The organism is Rhodospirillales bacterium, from assembly GCA_028824295.1.
Taxonomy (GTDB): Bacteria; Pseudomonadota; Alphaproteobacteria; order TMED109; family TMED109; genus VXPW01.
Genome location: JAPPED010000001.1, coordinates 159,240 through 179,473, shown reverse-complemented (window position 1 = coordinate 179,473; position 20,234 = coordinate 159,240). Strand labels below are relative to the sequence as shown.

Below are 20,234 nucleotides of genomic sequence, written 5' to 3'. Positions count from 1 at the left end.
GACATCGTGACCATTGCGCCGTACAGTCAGCCGTGCTGATGAGCTCAGTCGCACGTTCATTGCGGTGGCGGGAGAAGGGAATTAGTTTTGTATTACATAATATTGCTACGAGTACTTCAGGAACGAAGGATGCCGAGATTACACCTCAGAATCCTGGCGGGAGGGGGCAATCATGACCACGTTCGATGATCGGAAGGACGAGGCCGAGAAGAAGTACGCGCATGACCAGCAGCTGCAGTTTCGGGCGGTCGCGCGGCGAAACAAGCTGCTCGGAATTTGGGCTGCCGAGGTCATGGGGCGCCCCGAAGCGGAGCGAGCGAGCTATGCGCAGGAAGTGGTAGAGGCCGATTTCGATGAGCCTGGCGACGCTGACGTGGTTCGGAAGCTGCAGGCCGATTTTGAAGCTGCTGGCATGCACAAGAGTGAGGGTGAAATTCGCGCCGAGATGGACCGCCTGCTGGATCAGGCGAAATCCGAGATCATGTCGGAATGATGGTGGCTCCGAATACACGTTCGAACACGATGTCGACATTGCGCACGTGTCGGGCATCGTCAAAGGCTGCGGCCAATGCTTCTGGCGCGAGATAGGCGGTCACTTCGGGATCGCCGCTGAGCAGATCCCTGAAACTTCCTTCCTTGCTCCATGCCCGCATCGCATTGCGCTGGACAATGCGATAGGCGACCTCTCGCGCGGCTCCTGCTTCGGCAAGCGCAAGCAGGACCGCTTGGCTTGCATGCAGGCCGCCAAGCTGGCCGAGATTTGCTCGCATGTTTTCCGGATACAGCACCAAGTTCCTGATAACATCTGTTAAGCGGGTCAGGGCGAAATCAAGCGTGATCGTGGCGTCAGGGGCGATCATGCGCTCGACCGAGGAATGCGAGATATCGCGTTCGTGCCACAAGGCTACGTTCTCCAGTGCGGGAAACGCCATCGAGCGGACGAGGCGGGCCAATCCGGTCAGGTTTTCTGAGAGCACGGGGTTTCGTTTGTGCGGCATTGCCGAGCTCCCTTTCTGCTTCTCGGAAAACGCCTCCTCCACTTCCCGCACCTCGGTCCGCTGCAAATGCCGGATCTCAGTCGCAACCCGCTCAACCGAACTCGCGATCACGGCAAGCGTTGCGAAGTACATGGCATGTCGGTCGCGCGGCACGACTTGTGTCGAAACGGGTTCGGGTACGAGCCCCAGCTGATTGGCGACATGTGCCTCGACTTCCGGGGAGATCGAGGCATAAGTACCGACGGCACCAGACATCTTGCATGTCGCGACAGCTTCCCGGGCCGATCGGAGCCGATCCCGGTTCCGATCGAATTCCGCATAGGCCTGCGCGAACTTGAGGCCCATGGTGGTCGGCTCGGCGTGGATACCGTGTGAGCGGCCGATGCAGACCATGTCCTTGGCCTCGTGCGCTCGAGCGCGAAGGGCGATCAGGAGTTCGTCCAGATCCTTCAACAGAAAATCGGCCGCTCGGGTCAGCTGCACGGCAAAGCACGTATCGAGAACGTCCGACGACGTCATGCCGTGATGCACGAAGCGCGATTCTTCTCCAACCTGTTCGGCCAAGCTGGTCAGGAACGCAACGACGTCATGGCGAACCTCCTGCTCAATGGCGTCGATGCGCGGGATATCGATGCGTCCACGCTGTCGCAACTTCTCGGCCACACCGTGAGGGATGGTGCCCAGCTGTTCCTGCTTTTCGCAGGCTAGGGCCTCGATCTCGAGCCAGATCGAAAACTTTGTTTCCGGCTCCCAGAGGCGGGTCATCTCGGCGCGGGCATAGCGGGGAATCATCGCAAGGCGTCTCGAAGAATGAAGGTTGCGGCACTCACGAGCGCGGGATCAGCCTCGCAGGCGCTGAGGGTGTGGCCGGACTTATACACGCGGATTACCGGAAGCGCGGCCCGCGCGAACGCCAGTCTAACGGGACCTGGTCGGGTGAATGGAGTGAATGCGGGTCGAGGTGCACGTTTCTTGTTGGCGGCGTGCGTGAAACCTATGCCGCCGCCACACCGCTGACCGGTGAATACGGATGCACGGCGCCGAGACACTCCCCGTCGACCGTGATCGCCACGCCGGAAGGATTGGCGTACATGGAAGGAAACGAGGTTGGGCCCCAGGGAGTCGATGGGGCGACGGCATTGATCGCCGCGGCCACGGCGGTGTCGAGGCGCTCATCATGAACCAGCGTGTCGATGTTGCTGGCGTCGAGCCTTGGATGGGCAAGGGCGGTTTCCAGGTCCATGCCGAAATCGTTCGTGAAGGATGCGAGCTGAAACACTGCCGGCATGATCTTGCGTCCGCCTGAAGCGCCAAATCCAAACCACGGCACCCCATTTCGCGTCGCCACCATCGGGCACATGTTGGAAAGCGGACGCTTGCCGGGAGCAAGCGAATTGGGCCTGCCCGGCCGCGGGTCGAACCAGTTGATACCGTTGTTCATCAGGATTCCGCTGCCCGGCAGCACCATTCGCGATCCGAAGGGAGATAGCAGGGTAGTGGTCAGCATGACGAGGTTGCCGTCGGCGTCGGCTGCGGAGACATGGGTTGTGCAGCTCTGGCTACCGTCGTCACCGGCATGCCCCAGGCTTTCGAGTCTGCCTCGATAGGCATCGACCAGCGCTTTGGCGTAGGCGCGGTAGGTAACGGCGTCCGGCTCGCGCGAATCGAACGCCGGAAGTTGCGACAGGGCCTGCGCAAACGTCGGCCCGGCGGTCAGTCCTCGAGGTAGATGATAGACCGCTTCCCCGCGTGCCAGCTGGAGCGGCTCCGTGAGTCGGGCGGCATACGCCGCAAGGTCTGCCTCTGACAGGTACCCGCCCGCTGCTTTCACGTCGGCTGCCACCGACCGGGCGAGCGTTCCTTCATAGAGGCTCCGCGGGCCCTCGTCGGCCAGCACCCGCAATGATTGCGCCAGGGCCTGCATCGAGAGAACTGACGTCGTCGTCTCCGGGAGCATCGACGGCGGAAATCCGCCGGGCAGCCAGACGGTTCCGGAAGCCGGATACCGGGCCAGCAAACTGGCCTCCGCAGCAACCTGAAGGGTGGTCCACCATGTCACGCGGTGGCCCCGATCCGCGAGTTCGACGGCGGGGTCAACGAGATCAGACCATGACTTGCGCCCGAAAGTCGCAGCCGCCAGCCCGTAGCCCGCGACAGCGCCCGGGACTGCGATCGATTTGGGGCCGTGAATGTTGGCGTCGTCCTCTACCTGCGGCCATCCGAACATCTCGGCCCCCTGGGAACCGGTCAGCGGGTAGTCGGACGGATCGAGCTGGCCGGGGGCGACCATGCCGAAGTCGATGACCTTCACGGCGTGCTCTGAAGCGATGTAGGCAACCATGAAGCCGCCACCACCCAGCCCACTCATCCACGGCTCAGTGACGGACAGCGCGAGCGCGGTTGCGATGGCCGCATCGACTGCGTTTCCGCCGCTTTCGAACATGTCCGCGCCGATCCCCGCAGCTTCGGCTTCCTGTGCGACCACGACTCCCTTGCGGCCGCGCCTGGCGGGTTTGGTGATGGTCCAGTTCTCAAACGGGACTGGCGGCCGCGCCGTGGCATTCATCGGAACTTCCTCTCAAGCTGAAATTGGGTCTCGGCCCGGCCGGGCTTCGAAACCGTCGAGATCCGGAGATGGATGTTTTGTGGCCCCGATTCACCGCGGAAAGACGCGGGCACGAATGCCCGCAATCCGGATATCCGGAGAGTCGGCGATCGCCCCGGTGATCATGTCCCGATGGCCGCACTCTGCTCCTGAATGTGGTGGTTCAGGATCTGGTCATTCTCAGAGTAATCGACAGGGCAATCGATCAAATGTACTCCCTGGCTGGACAAGCATGCCGCGAGCAGGGGGGCGAGTTCCTCGACGCTCGCGATGCGATGTCCGGCGGCTCCGTAACTCTCCGCATAAGCGCGAAAATCAGGATTTCCGTACTCGAGGCCCCAGTCCGAGAAGCCCATGTTTGCTTGTTTCCAACGGATCATCCCGTAGGCACCGTCATTGAGGATCAGACAGGTCAAATCCATTTTCAGGCGAACCGCAGTCTCAATTTCCTGCGAGTTCATCATGAACCCTCCATCACCACAGATGGCCAACACCTTGCGGTCGGGATGGACGAGGTGGGCGGCCATGGCTGACGGTAATCCTGCACCCATGGTCGCTAGGGCATTGTCGAGGAGCACGGTGTTCGGGCCGCGGGCGCGGTAGTTGCGGGCGAACCAGATCTTGTAGACCCCGTTGTCCAGACACACGATCCCGTCATCGGGCATGACGCTTCGGACGTCTCGCACCAGGCGTTGCGGGTAGATTGGGAACCTGCTGTCGTCCTCGCCTTCAGCCATGCTGGCATCGTGGTGAGCCTTGATGGCACCCATGCGATCGAAATCCCAAGATGTCTCTTCAAGTTCGAGCAGCCGGCTGATTCGCCAGACGGAATTAGCGATGTCACCCACCACTTCGATTTGCGGGAAATAGACAGGATCTACCTCGGCAGACCGGAAGTTCACATGGATGACGGCGGTGCCTCGGGCCACGCGAACCGGGTCGACATCCGACTGGTGTGGTCGTTCCTCGGGCCCATCACCGCGATGCATGAAGAACGGAGGTTTTTCGATCACGTCGTGGCCGACATTGATCACCACGTCAGCGCTCTCGATCGCACGGTGCACGAAGTCGCCTGCCGACAGCGCCGCACATCCCATGAACAAAGGATGAGCTTCGTCGATGACCCCCTTTCCGAGCTGCGTTGTGGCAAAAGGAATGCGAAACCGTTCGACCATCTCGGTCAACATGCGGCTGGTCAGCTTCCGGTTCCCTCCGGCACCGATCACAATGATCGGAGACTTAGCGTTGGCAATCTGGTCCACGGCCGCCCGCACCGCTTTCTCTTCCGCGATCGGGCGACGCACGTAGGAGGCGGCGACCGGACGCTCCAGCGTGGGTTCGCCGGCGACATCCTCGGGCAGCTCGAGATGGACGGCGCCAGGCTTTTCCTCCTCCGCCTGTCGCAGGGCTTCACGGACGCGGGTGGGAATGTTGTCGGCCGACACGATTTGATGTGCGTACTTCGTGATGGGCCTCATCATCTCGACCACGTCGAGAATCTGGAACTGGCCTTGCTTCGAGCGCTTCACCGGTTTCTGGCCGGTAATCATCATCATGGGCATGCCGCCGAGCGTCGCGTACGCAGCGGCAGTGGTGAAATTCGTTGCGCCCGGCCCCAGCGTTGAGAGACAGATCCCGGCCTTACCGGTAAAACGGCCATAAGTGGCCGCCATGAAGCCGGCCGCCTGTTCATGGCGTGTCAGCACCAGTCTGATCTTGGTGGATCGGGTCAATGAGTCCAGGAAGTCCAGATTCTCTTCACCCGGGATTCCGAAGATCGTGTTGACACCTTCGGCTTCCAACGCGCTGACCAGCAGATCCGATGCCTTGCCCATGATGATTCTCCTGTACCGGTTGGTACATGGTTCTAGCGGTGAGACGGGCGGGAGCCTAGTTTCCGAAACAGCCGTCGGTTGCGAGAGACGGGCACATGTCGCGAAATACACCAGACACGTTGTTTGCGGCTGATGCCACCGTTATCACCGCGGGGAACTTCTTGCGGCCATCCGGCAGGCGACGCGGGCCGGTGTGCTCGCCAACGAAGGCGATCGAGCAGACCGGGGCGTCCCTAGCGCCTACGGTGTCGGCAACCGGCGGCCCGCCAGCGCCTTCACAGCCTCGGTCCGTGGAATCGACGGCTTGATCCACCGACCGTAGGGCCGCACTTTGAAATCCGCCTGGGGAAGTTCTCTCGGGCCGCAGCTACCTACGCGCCCACTGGCGTACCGGGGAACACATGGAAGACAGACCGATTGCACCATTGCCAGTGGTCGACGACCCGATTGAGCTGCTGCAAACCTGGCGTGCCGACGCCGAAAGAGAAGAGACGCAGGACCCGTCGGCCGCATGCCTTGCCACCGTGGGAAAAAACGGAGCTCCGGCAGCGCGAATGGTGCTGGTGAAGGCAATCGACGCAGATGGCCTGGTGTTCTACACGAACACTGAAAGCCGGAAAGGCGAGGAGCTCAAGGGAAACCCGAACGCCGCGCTGGTCATTCACTGGCCGGTGCTGGGCCGACAGGTAAGGGTCGAAGGCGCGGCGGTGCTTGTGAGCGATGAAGAAGCTGATCGCTATTTTGCGTCCCGACCTCGCGGGAGTCAGATCAGCGCGTGGGCAAGTGCGCAATCGAGCGTGCTGGCAGGCGGACTGGAAGAATTGAGCCGGCAGTTCGAAGAAACCGCGGAGCACTTCTCAGGCAGGCCGGTGGACCGTCCCTCCCATTGGACGGGCTATCGAATCGCTGTCAATCGGATTGAGTTTTGGCGTCACCGCGACGATCGCCTGCACGAACGCCTCCGGTACGTACGCGCCAAGAAGGGGTGGCGGTACGAACGGTTGGCACCTTAGGCAGGGACAGCCGCATGCAGGTGGGTAAAGAACGGGCTCACGTGCGCGAGTGGCGGGAAGAGCTTGGGGCACCGCGCACGTGTGCCGGGTGATCCGTTCCGTCGTGTCAGGACGGCGCTTGGATCATAGGCAGGTTGCACATCCGGTCAGAGCATGAGTGGGGCACTGGGGCGTGCACGTTCACTGGCGGTTCCCGGCTGCAAGTGGTGGCGGCCGCCTGCCTTCGGCTCGGGCCCGCTCAAGCCAAGCCAGGCCCTCGTCGTAGCAGCCTTTGAGAAGTTCGGACCGATCGGCTCCGGTTCCCCCGTACTTTGGGATGAACAGCTTGAATTGCTCGATGTAGCGACGTGCGGCGGTCAGGACTTCCTCGCCTCGGACGGTGTGGGAGAGCTCATGGGCACTCCAGCAGTCCACGAGAAGCTCGTCGCCCGACTGCAAAGCGATATGCCCATATTCGTGCAGGAAGAAGAACTTTGAAGCGCTAGGGTAGCGTCGTTCGATGGCCACGACGCGTTGCAGACAGTAGTAGATCCGGCCTTGGGCTTCGGCGATCGCGATCCCGCCGCCAGTCCGGGCGCAGTTGGGGATCAGGCGAGCTTCGGGAACGGCGGTGCGCCCACCTGAATCCCCGTCGTCCGCAAGCGCTTCTCCCGGGCCGCGTACCAGTACTGTTGCGAGCACCAGGAGGATCACCGCCACCAGCTGCCGGCTGCGCCCCTTGAGCCTGTCGACGCCGGGGCACGAACTTCGTGCACGCGTCAGTGCGAACGTGGCATTCGATTGGCCGGCAAGCACCATGCGTATTGTCCGGGGACCAACAGGGGACAATCCTGGCTGCCTAGCTGGTAGTGACGGGTTCATCCGATCTGCCGTCCAGTATCTCTTGCCTAAAGCAAGTGTTCTCTGCGGTACTTGGTCCAGTCATCCGGCTGACCGGCCGGGGATTGGTCATGCCGGGTAATGGACGGCGATCCCTTCCACGATGCAAGCAGGCCGTTCCGCACCGTCGATTTCCACGGTGGATCGATTCTCCACCTTGACTCCCCCCTTGAAGTCTTCCACACGCAGGATTTCCAGGCGGCTCCGAATCTTGTCGCCCGGTCGAACCGGTGTGAGAAATCGCAGGCGGTTGGCGCCGTAGTTGATGGTGCGAGCGATTCCCTCGACCTTGAGGATCTGCGACGTGAAGGAGCTGATCATCGAAAGCGTCAGGAAACCATGCGCAATCGTCGTCCCGAACGGGCCCGATGCAGCGCGCTCGGCATCGACGTGGATCCATTGGTAGTCAGCGGTTGCTTCGGCAAATCGGTCGATGCGGTCTTGGTCCATTTCCAGCCACTGGCTGGTTCCGATCTCTTTCCCTGCAAAGCGGGGTAAATCTGCAAGCGCAATAACAGTCGGCATCGTGGCTTTGCTCCGAAGCATGATTGGCAGTGACGCAAGGCTGGTTGATTCGGCTCCCTGCCGCGGTCCTGCGGACCTGGGTCCACCTCCCGTCGTTCGCGAATCCTAGCAGGACACCTGTCATGGTGGCGGGCTGTGTCCGATACGCAGTGCGAAGGTTAGGGTGGCCTGGATGCCAATGATGCCGACTACCCCTGCAGCCCCGATCCGATTACCAAGCAGGTGAAATGGCATGGCTAGTGCCGGTTTCGGGCTCGTGTTTCCGTCCCGGAAGCAAAGGCGCGCCTTTCCCGGTCTAGCGGGTATAGTGCTGCAGCAGCAGGAGCTTGGCGTATGGACCACGACTGGAAGGACGCAGCAGATCAGGATGCGTACTGGCGCGAGCGGTTGTCGGCCGAGACGTACGCCATTACCCGCAGGGCCGCGACCGAGCGCGCTTTCAGCGGGCGTTATTGCAATGAGAAGCGTCCGGGCACTTATGTTTGCGTTTGCTGTGGAGCTTCATTGTTTGCCTCGGATGCGAAGTTTGACTCCGGGACAGGGTGGCCGAGCTTCGCGGAACCTCTTGCCAAGACTTGTGTGACGGAACGCACGGACACGAGCTTCGGAATGGTTCGAACCGAGGTGCTGTGCCAGGCATGTGACGCGCACCTCGGCCATGTCTTTCCTGATGGCCCTCCGCCTACTGGACAGCGATATTGCTTGAATTCCGCCGCACTGGTACTGCACCCTTCAGACGGATCGCCGCCTGATCAGCCCAGCTGATTCAGCAGGCCTGCCCCCAAAGAGTTGTCGTTGACGTTGCGTGACACGCGGGTTCGCGTGGGTGTCGTGGGAACCGGCCGCTGGGGCCGGAACCTGGCGCGAAACTTTCACGGGATCGGGTGCCTGGCGGGATTATGCGATTCGGCCTCGGAAGCGCTTCGTGCAGCTGCGCGCGCGTGTCCGTCGGTGCCCGGCCATGGTCATGCGAATGAGCTCATCAGTTCCGGGGAGGTGGATGCAGTTGCTATCGCGACACCGGCCGGCACCCATCACGATATCGCCGCGGCGGCTCTGGCTGCAGGCCTGCACGTGTTCGTCGAAAAGCCGATGACCACCGACCTTGCCGCCGCGAAGGCGCTGGTGGCCGATGCGAGCTGTTCAGGATTGCAGCTGGTGACAGGACACCTGCTGCATTATCACCCGGCGTTTCAGTCGTTGCTGTCGTTGGTGCGCAGCGACCGCCTCGGGACACTGCACAGCATCGTGACCAGCAGGCTCGCCCCGGGGCCAGAAGTCCCGCGGGAACACGTCCTGTGGGAGTTCGCTCCACATGATGTCGCGATGATCCTCGCTTGTACCGGCGCGCTGCCAACATCGGTTCGCTGCTCTGGCACCGGTCCCCATTCGGGTGGCTCGTCCGATGTGCAATGCGCAATCGAGCTTTGCTTCAGGACCGGTCTCAGGACCCGGACGACCGTTTCCTGGCGCAGCGATTCAAAGGTGCAGCGCTTCGAGGTGCGAGGCGATTCCGGTTCGGCGGTATTTGACGACGTGGCGCCCCCGGGAACGAAGTTGAGGCTGACACCTGCCGGTCAGCCCCCGTGCGCAATCCGCTTTCCCGAGCAGGAGCCCCTGGCTGCCGAATGCGTCGCTTTCGTGGAAGCTGTCAAGACCGGTGTGGCCCCACTGAGCGGAGCATCCGAGGGACTACGTGTCATGACCGTGCTGGACGCCTGTTTCCGTTCGCTTAACGAGGAACGGACGGTGCTGCTGCAGACGCCGGAGAACGGATGATGAGCCGCTCGTCGCCGCAGCCCCCTGTAAGTCTACTTGACCCCGTAGGGCAGTACAAACGACTGCAGCCGGTGATCGACGCGCGCATCGCGACGGTCCTGGGGCATGGCCGTTTCGTCAATGGGCCCGAGGTGGCGGAACTGGAAACCGTGCTCGCTGCCCGGTCAGGCGCAAAGCATGTCGTTGCAGTTGCCAATGGCACGGACGCGCTGAACATCGCGTTACGCACGGAACGAATCGGGCCCGGTGATGCGGTATTCGTCCCGGCGTTCAGTTTCGTGGCGACCGGCGGTGCCGTTGCGCTGAACGGCGCGACCCCGATCTTTGTCGACATTGATCCTCGGACGTTCGTGATGGATCCGTCCGTGTTGGCTGACACGATCCGCCACGTGCGTTCGGCAGGGGATCTCGTCCCCCGCGCCGTGATGCCGGTTGACCTCTTTGGGCTACCGGCTGACTACGGGCGCCTGGAACCGCTGTGCCGGGAGGAGGGTCTCTTTCTACTGGTCGATGGCGCCCAGAGCTTTGGCGCCAGCCAGCACGGTCGCAGGGTGGGAGCGTTTGGGGACGCGACGATCACGAGTTTCTTTCCCAGCAAGCCGCTGGGCGCATGGGGCGATGGCGGTGCGATGTTCACCGACGATCGGGCACGCATGGAGCAGTGGCGAGTCGTGTGCGCGCACGGAACTTCCGGGGACCCCTACGACGCCCAGCGGATCGGCACCAACTCCCGGCTCGACACGCTGCAGGCGGCGGTGCTGCTAGCCAAACTTCCCGCCTACCAGGATGAAATCGCACGACGAAACGCGATCGCCGATGCCTATACGGAGGCGCTACGTGATCTGGCGGAGATCCCCGTGGTCCCCGACGGCAACGTCAGTGTCTGGGCCCAGTATTCCCTGCTGGTGGACCGCCGGGATGCCGTCCGGGCTGCGCTCACCGAACGCGGGATCCCGACGCGCGTGTACTACCCGCGCACCCTGCCTGCTCAGATGGCATTTCGCGACTCCGCCCGACTGGGTCTTCCCTGTCCGATGGCCGAAGACATCACGACCCGTGTTGTCAATCTTCCCATGCACTCGGAGCTCGACGATTCAATGGTAGCGAGAGTCATTGCCGCCCTGCGCGATGTTCTCCGGCACCGGCCGGGCACACAGCGCTAGCGAAGGAGAGGATCCGTGTCCTGACGCATGACGGCCGAATCGCCAACCTTGAGCTCGATATGGCCGGTGCAACCTCCCTCGCAACCGAATGCGGTCACGCGAACGCAGTACTCTCCTCCATCGTCGGAAGTGTGCAGGAACAGCGGAAAGTTGAACTTGAGTTTCGCCTCTCCTCCAGAAAACCCCGCAGGTTCCTTGATGAATCGCCGCGGAGGATTTCCGCATTCGGCGGCGTCGATCGCAATCGAGAACGAGAGCGCCTGCTCGGTGGCGGGAGCCAGGCGTTGCAGCAGCAGGGCAACGTTGTAGACACCTAGGTCGGATGCCTCTTTTCCACCGCTCTGTATCCGAAGCTCGCAGACAGGATCCCCCGCCGTATCCGCTGTGCACTCCACTTCCTGGGCCAGAGCCGATGGCGCAGCCAGCAGTGTGATGAGCAGCGTCGCGTCTCGGATGCCGCGGATCACGATGCGATGGCTTCCGAAACAAGCGCGGGTGCGCGTACGCCGTAGCCGTCGCCCGCGGAGCAAATGGATTCCCATGTGGTGTCGGTCAGCGGAATCCCGTTGGCCAGTCGGTCGGCACGGGACCGGTTCTCAGGCTCTCCCGGGATCATGACACGATCCGTTCCGTCAAGCGGGCGCGCGGTCCGGAAGAAAGCGAGGTAACGCTCCATCTCTGCAGCGAATACGTCTTCGGAACCAAGCACATCCGGACGGAAGTAGAAGGACAGCATGCCGTTGGCGAGATTGGATTGCTCGGGGGTTGCGCAGCCCGAGCCGGTGAGGGCGCCCGCCAGTACCTCGCAGAGGAACGCCAGACCTGATCCCTTGTGCTCGCCCATGGCCCGGATGGCACCTCCACCGCCGCGCATGTCGTTGGGATTTGCCGCGGTCCCGACACCGTAAATGAGCTCAGGGTTGGTCGAGAATTCTCCTTCCGAGGAGATCAGGGCGCCGTCCGGCAATGGTTTGCCGCCCTGGTGAGCAACCAAGACCTTGCCTTCCGCCACCACCGATGTCGCGAAGTCCAGAATGAGCGGATCCTCGCCGGGGATGGGAACGCCGGCCGCGAAGGGATTGGTTGAGAATCTGCGATCAGATGACCCGTAGGGCGCGACTAGCAGGCCGAGGCCGGACGTGTTGACGAAATGAAGCGAGGCGATTCCCGCGTCGGCCGCGCGCTCCGGCCAGTCGCCGATACGCCCCAGGTGTCCCGAATTCCGGATTGCCACGATGGAAAGACCGTGTTCTTCGGCCTTGGCAATTCCAATGTCGGCGCAGAACGGTCCGACCGACTGCCCGAATCCGAAACAGCCGTCCACTACGGCATGCGTGGGACCTTCGCTAACCACGTCGGGTTGCACACCCGCCTTGACCGACCCGATTTCCATCCAGGAGAGGTACCGCGGAACCCGAATCACCCCGTGACTGTCATGCCCTGCCAGATTGGCTCGGACGAGGTAGAACGCGATGCGTTCGGACTCATCATCGGGGCAACCTGCGCCTTTGAAGATCTCGGCAACATAAGTTTCAAGCAATTGGGCAGGGATACGCATGTTGAAGAGCTCCTGGCGAAGGTCGTGAGTGCGGCCGGCAGGGTAGCGATTTCCGGGGAGGCCCGGCGACGCAGACCCTCGGGCCGTTAGCAACCACGGGTGCAGATTGCGCACCTTTCAGCGCGGTGCATTTCAGCTACAGGATAGTCTGCAACGGATTAGCTGTGGAACTCGAGCGGACCGTCATCGAGCGAACCGGTCCGCCAACGCCAAACCGACGCCGTTGCAGCGGTTCGTGAAGTGGTAGGGCGCACGATCGAGGATGCATGTCGGGCCCGTGGAACAAGCTGCCGGACACGGCGACCGAGGGAAGTACGGTTCATCGCGGCACGTTGCGAGCAGCATGATGCGGCGCGTGCTGGATTTGAAGAAATTCGGCGAAACAGCCCACGGCATGAAACCGGGTGAGCGCTGAGCTAGCTTCAGCAGCGCCCACGAGTTGCTTGCGCAAGTCCCGCGAAGAGCCTGTGCCTCGGCCGCGATAGCAGCAGGTTCCTCCCCGGAGGGGGAAACAGGTTGACCGGAACGGGATTGGGCCGCTTCGCAACCGAGTGCCGCGGGAAGGCAGCGTTGAGCCAACCAGAAATCCGCCGCCGTGCATTGGTCGGGCATTTGGCACGTTCCCGGCGGGACGCGGCTGTAATCTTGCGGTCAGCGGTCTTCCCCAATACCTATTGGAGCGTCTGCAACACGATTCAGGCACGGGCCGGAAAGGACTGCCATGAGACTCCAGGACAAAGTCGCGATCGTCACCGGAGGTGCCAGCGGGTTTGGGGAAGGCATCGCGCACCGCTTTGCGGAGGAAGGGGCGCGCGTGGTGGTCGCTGACATCAACGGCGACGGGGCCGAGCAGGTCGCCCAGACAATCCGAGGTTCCGGCGGCGGTGCCATCGCATGCGGTGCGGACGTGGCCAGCGATGCTGATACCAAGCGCATGATCGAAGCAGCCGTCGATGCGTTCGGGCAGCTTGACATCCTGGTTCAGAACGCCGCCATCGGGATGAGACCCACGCCGCTCGTTGAGGTGGACGAGGAGTTTTTCGACCAGCTTTTCCGAGTCAACGTGAAGAGTTGCTTCCTGGGCGCGAAGCACGCCGTGCCGGTCCTGCGCCGGCAGGGACGCGGCGGCGTGATCTTGAATACAGTATCGACGGCGGCGCTGGCGCCACGGCCGGGTCTCGCCCCGTACAATTCGACGAAGGGGGCCCTGCTGACGCTGAGCCGCACGCTGGCGCTTGAGCTCGCGCCGGAGAACATTCGGGTGAACGGGATCTGTCCAGTCGCCGGAGAAACCGCGATGCTGCCGGATTTCCTCGGCGACGGAGACCCGGACGAAGCCCGAGCGCGGTTCCGCGCCACGGTACCGATGGGACGGCTCTCGACACCGTCGGATGTGGCGAACGCGGCGCTGTTCCTTGCTTCGGACGAGGCAGAGTTCCTGACGGGGGTGATGCTGGAGGTGGACGGCGGGCGCTGTATCTGAGCTGACGCGCCTCAGTCGACGACGTCACCGATCCGGCCCAGCGTCTCGGCGCGGCCCAGGACGTCCATAACCGAGAAGATGGGCGGGGAAGTCGTGGCCCCCGTCAGCGCCGCCCGGAGAGGCTGGGCCACTTTGCCCAGCTTCGTGTCAGTACGCGCGGCGTACTCGCGAATCCGCGTCTCTAGGCCGGCGTTCGACCAGTCGTCAGTCGCAGCAAGGACCTCGGACACGTCCCGCAGGAGTGCTCGCGCAGCGGGATCAAGCTGGCGTTCGGCTTTCGAGTCGAGCGCAAGGGGGCGGGGGAGCACGTAGAACCGGCCAACCGTGGCCAGTTCGTCGAGGGTGCGGGCGCGTGCCTTCAGATCGGGCATGCCGCGGGTCAGGCGCCCGACGTGCTCCGGGTCGGCCGGCACGCCGTCCGCGGTCAGGCGTGACGCGATGATCGCCGCCAAGTCGGCATCGGCAGTTTCACGGAGATAAATGGCGTTTAGGTGGTCGAGTTTCCTGAGATCGAAACGGGCAGGGCTTTGCCCGACCCCCTTGAGGTCAAACCATCTGACCGCGTCCGATGTGCCGATGACCTCCTCATCGCCGTGAGCCCATCCTAGCCGCAGGAGGTAGTTCCTGAGCGCTGCGGGAAGGTATCCGGCCTGTTGGTAGTGTTCGATTCCGAGCGCACCATGCCGTTTGCTGAGCTTCCTGCCGTCATCGCCGTGAATCAGGGGGATGTGGGCGAAGGAGGGCCGCGGCCAGCCGAGGAGGTCGTAGATCTGGCACTGACGAAAGCAGTTGGTGAAGTGATCGTCGCCCCGGATGACATGTGTGACTCCCATGTCGGAGTCGTCGACCACCACCGACAGCATGTAGGTCGGCGTGCCATCGGCGCGCAGAATCACGAAGTCGTCGATTTCCTTGTTCTCGACGGTCACGCCGCCTTGGACGCGATCCGCGATGGAAGTACTCCCGGCCGTGGGTGTCCGGATGCGAATCGTGGGCTCGATCCCGGCGGGCGCATCGGCGGGATCACGGTCGCGCCATCGGCCGTCGTACCACATCGAACGTTTCTCGGCGGTCGCCTGCTCACGCATGGCAGCAAGTTCTTCCGGAGTGCAGTAGCAGCGATAGGCGTCGCCGTTGCGGAGGAGCGTCTCGGCGATCTCGCGATGGCGATCAGATCGCTTTGACTGGAAGACGGCCTCGCCGTCCCAATCGAGTTCCAGCCAGGAGAGTCCATCGAGAATCGCCTGCGTTGCCTCAGGAGTCGACCGGACCCGGTCAGTGTCTTCGATCCGGAGGAGAAACTTGCCCTTTCGACCCCGGGCGTACAGCCAGTTGAACAGTGCCGTCCGCGCACCTCCGATGTGCAGGAACCCGGTCGGCGACGGGGCAAAGCGGGTCACTACGGTCATGGTGAAGGCCTCGGGACGGACGACGGGGGACGCGCGCGAATGGCCGGCGGTTATCGCCGGCTGACGGCACGCGGTTGGCGCCTCCCGTCCAGCGGGAGGCAAAGCCTCAGTAGATGACGGTGCGGTACAGCCCTTTCATGATGCCCTGGATCTGAAGCTGACTCGGGTGCACCACGATCGGCTCGAGGGCCTTGTTCTCTGGCAGCAGTTGGATGGAATCGGCCTGCGGCCGGAACCGTTTCAGCGTTGCCTCGCGACCATCGATGAACGCGACGACAATCTGGCCCGATTCGGCTGTCTGCTGACGTCGAAAAATCCCCATGTCCCCATCCAAGATTCCGGCATCAATCATGGAGTCCCCCTGGATCTTGAGCGCGAAGTGTTCGCCGCTCCCGGTGCCTAGGTTCATCGTCGGCGGAACCTTGATGAAGGACTCGTGCTGGATGGCCTCGATCGGGGTGCCTGCTGCAATTGTTCCGTAGAACGGGAGATCGATCAGGGCTCCCCACTGGCCGGGACTGCTGTTGTCCACCGTCGCAGCGGCTTCTTCAGGCTTTCGAACCACGCGAATCGCGCGGGCCCGGTTGGGTAACCGCTCGACAAATCCGCGCTCCACGAGGGAGGTCAGATGCCGGTGGATCCCGGATTTCGATTTGAGTCCGAGGGCATTTTTCATATCCTCGAACGAGGGCGAGATCCCGGTCTCCTCGATCCGCTTGTTCAGATAGACGAGGAGTTCGTGCTGTTTGCGAGTGAGCATGCGGTGAACCCAGAGCGGCTGCGTGCCTTGCTTCTATGTTCTACTTTGTTCGCAACAAGAAGTCAATGTGAGCACTTTGCGTCCTCTCCCGCGATCACCCGGGTCAAATGCGCGGCGATCACGTGCTGCCGGCAGCAGCCGGGAAAGGAAGCGCAGTGACGGGCGTTCCGGCGGGGGCCGCGGGAGCGTGCGGGGGACGAATGACCAGGCAGTCAGCCCGGGCCAGCAGTGAAAGCACGGAACTGTCCTGAAGCTCGAAGGGATGGACCGTGATCGAGCCGGTGTCATCCCGTCTGGTGGACGCCCGGAGATAGTCTTCCCGCACGTCGTTCGCGGGCAGATCGCGGCCTAGTTCCGCCTGCACTAAGCGCGGGCCCGGGTCGAGCCCCAGCATCGTCCGCAATGCCGGCAGAAGAAACACGAGGCCGCACACGTAGGTGGATACCGGATTGCCGGGAAATCCCAGGACGGGTGGACCCTCTGGAAGCGTCCCAAACAGGAGAGGCTTACCGGGACGCATGGCGATCTTCCAGAAATGTCGATTCAGGCCTGCCGATTGGAGGGCCTGGCCGACCAGGTCGTAGGCGCCGACCGACACGCCGCCGGTCGTCACCAGCAGGTCAAATGAACGCACCCCGTCGATTGCCGCGCGAAGCGCCGCCGGGTCGTCGGGAACAAGCGACAGATCGACCGCATCGCCACCAACGGCCCGTATCATGGATTCCAGCGCAAACGTATTGGACGAGACGATCTGTCCCGATCTGCGTGCTTCACCCGGCAGGACGATTTCGTCACCCGTGGCGAGGAGGGCCACCCGCGGGCGGCGCCGGACACTCAACCAAGGCCAATCGGCGGCTGCCGACAGACCGACGTCGCGGGCTGTGAGCAGGCTCCCTGCCGTCACCAGTGGATCGCCCTGCCTGAAATCGATGCCCCGACCACGGACGTGTTTTCCGCAGGCGACTCCGTTCAGGACACGGACTGCACTGCTCTGCACAGGTTCGGTGTTTTCTTGGATGACGACGCTGTCGGTTCCGTCGGGAAGCGGGGCGCCGGTGAAGATGCGCACCGCCTCGCCGGCTTCGACGGATCCGTCAAACGGACGGCCGGCAGGGGCCTCGCCGACGACGATCAGGTCGCAAGGGGTCGCCTGCACGTCCGCCGAGCGTACGGCGTAGCCGTCCATCGCGGAAACCGCCGACGGCGGCTGGTCGGTACGTGCCGTTACATCGGTGGCGAGCACCCGGCCCAGCGCATTTGTCAACGGAACCCGCTCGGTGGCCACCAGCGGCATGGCTTCAAGAATCCGTTGCCGGGCGTCCGTGACCGAAATCATGATGCGCGGAACGTTCCTGACTTGCCGCCGGCCTTGTGGAGCAACCGGACAGCGTCAATTCGCATCGCACGATCCACCGACTTGCACATGTCGTACACGGTGAGGGCGGCTACGCTCGCCGCCGACAGCGCCTCCATCTCCACGCCAGTCTTGGCGGAGGTGGCGCACGTCGCCCGGATCTCCACTGCCTCCTCCTCGGGTCGGCAGCTCAGTTCCACGGCAACGGAGTCGAGCGGCAACGGGTGGCACAGGGGGATCAGTTCGTGGGTGCGCTTGGCCGCCATGATTCCGGCAACCCGCGCGACGCCAAGCACGTCGCCTTTCTGGTGGCCGCCGTCCAGGATCATCCGCAGCGTGGATGCCGACATCGTGACGCGTGCGGCCGCTGTGGCGGTCCGGCGGGTGACCGCCTTCTCGCCCACGTCCACCATGCGCGCGCGGCCGGACTCGTCCAGATGGGTAAACCGTTCGCTCACGCTGCGTCCGCCGTGCGGGCCAGAAGGGCGCGGACGCCTTCCGTGACGTCCGGACTGCGCATCAGGGTTTCACCGATCAGGAAGCGTCGGACACCACAATTGGCCAGACGGTGGAGATCATCCGGCCCGCCGAGACCGCTCTCCGCCACGAGGTCAGCCCCAGCTGGCGCCAGGGCCGCCAGGCGTTCCGTAGTCGCCAGATCAACCTCGAACGTGTGCAGGTTGCGGTTATTGATTCCGACGAGGTCCGCTCCGAGCGGACCGGCACGATCAAGTTCGCGCTCGTCGTGCACCTCGACCAGGACGTCCATCCCGAGCGCCTTTGCGTCGCGCGCCATTATCGATGCCTCCGAGTCATCCAGCGCGGCCAGAATCAGCAGCACGCAGTCTGCTCCGAGGGAGCGGGATTCGAGAATCTGATACGGGTCGAGCATGAAATCCTTGCGGAGCACCGGGACGGGAGTGGCGGCACGCGCAGCCATGAGATGCGCGTCCGAACCCTCAAAGAACGGTTCGTCCGTCAATACCGAAATACAGGCTGCCCCCCCGTCATGCAAAGCGCCGGCCAGCACTGCCGGATCGAAATCGTCCCGCAAGCGTCCCTTGGAGGGGCTCGCTCGCTTGATTTCTGCAATCAGGCCGTAGGTGCCACGGGCGACTGGCTGTCGCAGCGCGGACGCAAACCCACGCGGGGGCTCCTGCGCGGTTGCCCGTCGCTCCAGTTCGATTTCCGGCACCGCCACACGTTGTGCCGACACGCGGTCCCGTTTGGCCTCAAGGATCGAGCGGAGTCGGTCGTTCATTGCTGTGCCTGCGTACACGCGACCAGCCGATCCAGTGCCGTGCCGGCGGCGCCGGAATCGATCGAATGGGTGGCCTGTGCTGCGCCTGCTTCCAGGCTGTCGGCCCGCTGCGCCACGATCAGGGCAGCGGCGGCGTTGAGTACGACGATGTCGCGATACGGGCTCCGCCTCCCGTCGAGCAAGTCCCGAATGGACGCGGCGTTGGCGGCGGCGTCCCCGCCGACCAGCTCGGCAGGAGCTGCTCGCGAAAGGCCGGCATCCTCGGGGGCCACCGTGAACGTGCGAACCTGTCCCCCCTTTAGCTCGGCCACATGGGTTGCGCCGGTGGTGGTCAGTTCATCCATGCCATCGGCGCCGTGGACGATCCATGCATGCTCCGACTCCAGCTCATGGAGCACCCTGGCGAGCGGCTCCAGCCATCGGTCGGCAAACACACCGATGACCTGCCGGCGCACACCCGCGGGATTGGCGAGCGGCCCGAGCAGGTTGAAGACGGTGCGCAGACCGAGGTCGGCCCGAACTGGTCCGACATGCCGCATGGCCGGATGGTAGACCGTGGCCAGGAGGAATCCGACGCCGGCCACTCGCATGGCTTGCTCCACGGCGTCGACGGGAGCGGCGACATTGACCCCCAGCGCATCCAGCACATCCGAGGACCCGGACTTGGAGGAGACGGCCCTGTTGCCGTGCTTCGCGACCGGCACACCGCACCCTGCGACTACCAGGGCGGTTGCCGTCGAGACGTTCACGGTACCCAGCCCGTCACCACCTGTACCGCAGGTATCGATCGCTCCTGCCGGGGCGCGGACGCGCGTGGCCTTCGCGCGCATGGCCTGCGCGGCACCCGCGATCTCCTCGACCTGCTCCGTTCGAACGCGCAGGGCCATCAGGAACGCGGCGGTCTGCGCCTGGCTGGTCTGCCCCTCCATCAGGAGCGAGAACGCGTGTTGCGCCTGGTTTCGGGTAAGCGTCTGGCCGTCCGCGACCGCCGCAAGGATGTCGTGAAACGGGGGGCCCTCACTCACACCGAACGCTCCGTCCGTGTCGCATCGAGAAAATTCCTCAGCAATGCGTGACCCTGCTCCGACGCGATGCTCTCCGGATGAAACTGGACGCCGAACAGTGCGTGCCGGACATGCTGGATCCCCATGATGACGCCATCGCCGGTTTCTGCCGTGATCTGCAGACAATCGGGCATGGAGCTCCGTTCCAGAATCAGCGAATGGTACCGCGCGGCCGTGAACGGGGAGGGGAGACCGTGAAAGATCGCACTGCCGTCGTGCTGGATCGGACTGGTCTTGCCGTGCATCACCGTTCGGGCACGAACCACCCGACCGCCAAAAGCCTGTCCGATCGACTGGTGGCCCAGACAGACTCCGAGGACCGGCGTCTGTCCGGCGGCCGCGCGCACCAGCTCGAGACAGATACCCGCTTGGTTGGGGGTACACGGCCCAGGTGAAAGCACGATTCCGGCCGGTTTGCGAGCGAGTACGTCGTTGACCGTCAAGGTGTCGTTCCGATAGACCTCGACCGACGCTCCCAACTCCTCCAGATAGTGCCAGAGGTTCCAGGTGAAGCTGTCGTAGTTGTCGATCAGGACATACATTGGTGA

At 63.4% G+C, this 20,234-nt stretch carries 20 protein-coding genes; 6 read left to right on the top strand and 14 right to left on the bottom strand.

Going from position 1 to position 20,234, the window contains the following annotated elements; all coding sequences use genetic code 11:
• The first annotated feature begins 172 nt into the window (after positions 1-172).
• Positions 173-493 (top strand): DUF1476 domain-containing protein, encoded by a 321-nt coding sequence (locus OXH60_00875; GenBank protein MDE0710672.1) that lies wholly within the window; start codon positions 173-175, stop codon positions 491-493.
• On the opposite strand, the gene purB is transcribed toward OXH60_00875, so the two are convergent.
• From purB to OXH60_00860, 3 genes are all read right to left on the bottom strand, one after another.
• Complete coding sequence (purB, locus tag OXH60_00870) at positions 480-1,790, bottom strand: adenylosuccinate lyase (protein MDE0710671.1); 1,311 nt, start codon at positions 1,788-1,790, stop codon at positions 480-482. The genes OXH60_00875 and purB overlap by 14 nt on opposite strands.
• 202 nt (positions 1,791-1,992) lie before the next feature.
• Positions 1,993-3,564: a gamma-glutamyltransferase gene (locus tag OXH60_00865; protein ID MDE0710670.1), complete on the bottom strand. Its 1,572-nt coding sequence runs from the start codon at positions 3,562-3,564 to the stop codon at positions 1,993-1,995.
• A gap of 161 nt (positions 3,565-3,725) precedes the next feature.
• Positions 3,726-5,438 (bottom strand): acetolactate synthase large subunit, encoded by a 1,713-nt coding sequence (locus OXH60_00860; GenBank protein MDE0710669.1) that lies wholly within the window; start codon positions 5,436-5,438, stop codon positions 3,726-3,728.
• 401 nt (positions 5,439-5,839) lie between these two features.
• Between OXH60_00860 and pdxH the strand changes: the two genes are divergently transcribed.
• On the top strand, positions 5,840-6,451 hold the full coding sequence (gene pdxH, locus OXH60_00855; protein ID MDE0710668.1) for a pyridoxamine 5'-phosphate oxidase: 612 nt from the start codon (positions 5,840-5,842) through the stop codon (positions 6,449-6,451).
• 180 nt (positions 6,452-6,631) lie between these two features.
• Here pdxH and OXH60_00850 read toward each other — a convergent pair whose 3' ends face one another.
• Both OXH60_00850 and OXH60_00845 read right to left on the bottom strand, forming a co-directional pair.
• Positions 6,632-7,249 (bottom strand): hypothetical protein, encoded by a 618-nt coding sequence (locus OXH60_00850; GenBank protein MDE0710667.1) that lies wholly within the window; start codon positions 7,247-7,249, stop codon positions 6,632-6,634.
• Between the two features lie 150 nt (positions 7,250-7,399).
• On the bottom strand, positions 7,400-7,855 hold the full coding sequence (locus OXH60_00845; GenBank protein ID MDE0710666.1) for a MaoC family dehydratase: 456 nt from the start codon (positions 7,853-7,855) through the stop codon (positions 7,400-7,402).
• 333 nt (positions 7,856-8,188) lie between these two features.
• Between OXH60_00845 and msrB the strand changes: the two genes are divergently transcribed.
• Genes msrB through OXH60_00830 form a run of 3 tightly spaced genes read left to right on the top strand, consistent with a single transcriptional unit; the run spans position 8,189 to position 10,797 of the window.
• Entirely contained in the window at positions 8,189-8,620 is a 432-nt protein-coding gene (gene msrB / locus OXH60_00840) for a peptide-methionine (R)-S-oxide reductase MsrB (protein MDE0710665.1), read from the top strand.
• A gap of 30 nt (positions 8,621-8,650) precedes the next feature.
• Positions 8,651-9,634, top strand: a complete 984-nt coding sequence (locus tag OXH60_00835) for a Gfo/Idh/MocA family oxidoreductase (protein MDE0710664.1) — start codon at positions 8,651-8,653, stop codon at positions 9,632-9,634.
• The gene (locus OXH60_00830) at positions 9,634-10,797 is read left to right on the top strand and encodes a DegT/DnrJ/EryC1/StrS family aminotransferase (GenBank protein ID MDE0710663.1); all 1,164 of its coding nucleotides are present in this window, start codon (positions 9,634-9,636) and stop codon (positions 10,795-10,797) included. Before OXH60_00835 ends, OXH60_00830 begins: the two co-directional genes overlap by 1 nt.
• Here OXH60_00830 and OXH60_00825 read toward each other — a convergent pair.
• Both OXH60_00825 and OXH60_00820 read right to left on the bottom strand, forming a co-directional pair.
• Positions 10,794-11,264, bottom strand: coding sequence for a hypothetical protein (locus OXH60_00825; protein ID MDE0710662.1), 471 nt, complete (start codon positions 11,262-11,264; stop codon positions 10,794-10,796). The two genes, OXH60_00830 and OXH60_00825, sit on opposite strands and share 4 nt — an antisense overlap.
• On the bottom strand, positions 11,261-12,355 hold the full coding sequence (locus OXH60_00820; protein MDE0710661.1) for an Ldh family oxidoreductase: 1,095 nt from the start codon (positions 12,353-12,355) through the stop codon (positions 11,261-11,263). Before OXH60_00820 ends, OXH60_00825 begins: the two co-directional genes overlap by 4 nt.
• Before the next feature lie 721 nt (positions 12,356-13,076).
• Here OXH60_00820 and OXH60_00815 point away from each other — a divergent pair.
• Positions 13,077-13,838 carry a glucose 1-dehydrogenase gene (locus tag OXH60_00815; GenBank protein ID MDE0710660.1) on the top strand — a complete coding sequence of 254 codons (762 nt, stop codon included), beginning with the start codon at positions 13,077-13,079 and terminating at the stop codon, positions 13,836-13,838.
• Positions 13,839-13,849: 11 nt separating this feature from the next.
• Here OXH60_00815 and gltX read toward each other — a convergent pair whose 3' ends face one another.
• The 7 genes from gltX to OXH60_00780 form a co-directional block, all read right to left on the bottom strand.
• The gene (gene gltX / locus OXH60_00810; protein ID MDE0710659.1) at positions 13,850-15,247 is read right to left on the bottom strand and encodes a glutamate--tRNA ligase; all 1,398 of its coding nucleotides are present in this window, start codon (positions 15,245-15,247) and stop codon (positions 13,850-13,852) included.
• A 106-nt stretch (positions 15,248-15,353) separates the two neighbouring features.
• The gene (lexA, locus tag OXH60_00805; GenBank protein MDE0710658.1) at positions 15,354-16,007 is read right to left on the bottom strand and encodes a transcriptional repressor LexA; all 654 of its coding nucleotides are present in this window, start codon (positions 16,005-16,007) and stop codon (positions 15,354-15,356) included.
• A 118-nt stretch (positions 16,008-16,125) separates the two neighbouring features.
• Positions 16,126-17,343: a molybdopterin molybdotransferase MoeA gene (locus OXH60_00800; protein ID MDE0710657.1), complete on the bottom strand. Its 1,218-nt coding sequence runs from the start codon at positions 17,341-17,343 to the stop codon at positions 16,126-16,128.
• On the bottom strand, positions 17,340-17,819 hold the full coding sequence (gene moaC, locus OXH60_00795) for a cyclic pyranopterin monophosphate synthase MoaC (GenBank protein ID MDE0710656.1): 480 nt from the start codon (positions 17,817-17,819) through the stop codon (positions 17,340-17,342). The genes OXH60_00800 and moaC overlap by 4 nt, the downstream gene beginning before the upstream one ends.
• Positions 17,816-18,622, bottom strand: a complete 807-nt coding sequence (trpC, locus tag OXH60_00790; GenBank protein ID MDE0710655.1) for an indole-3-glycerol phosphate synthase TrpC — start codon at positions 18,620-18,622, stop codon at positions 17,816-17,818. The genes moaC and trpC overlap by 4 nt, the downstream gene beginning before the upstream one ends.
• Positions 18,619-19,647: an anthranilate phosphoribosyltransferase gene (trpD, locus tag OXH60_00785; GenBank protein ID MDE0710654.1), complete on the bottom strand. Its 1,029-nt coding sequence runs from the start codon at positions 19,645-19,647 to the stop codon at positions 18,619-18,621. The genes trpC and trpD overlap by 4 nt, the downstream gene beginning before the upstream one ends.
• Positions 19,644-20,228: an aminodeoxychorismate/anthranilate synthase component II gene (locus OXH60_00780; GenBank protein ID MDE0710653.1), complete on the bottom strand. Its 585-nt coding sequence runs from the start codon at positions 20,226-20,228 to the stop codon at positions 19,644-19,646. Before OXH60_00780 ends, trpD begins: the two co-directional genes overlap by 4 nt.
• Positions 20,229-20,234: the final 6 nt, after the last annotated feature.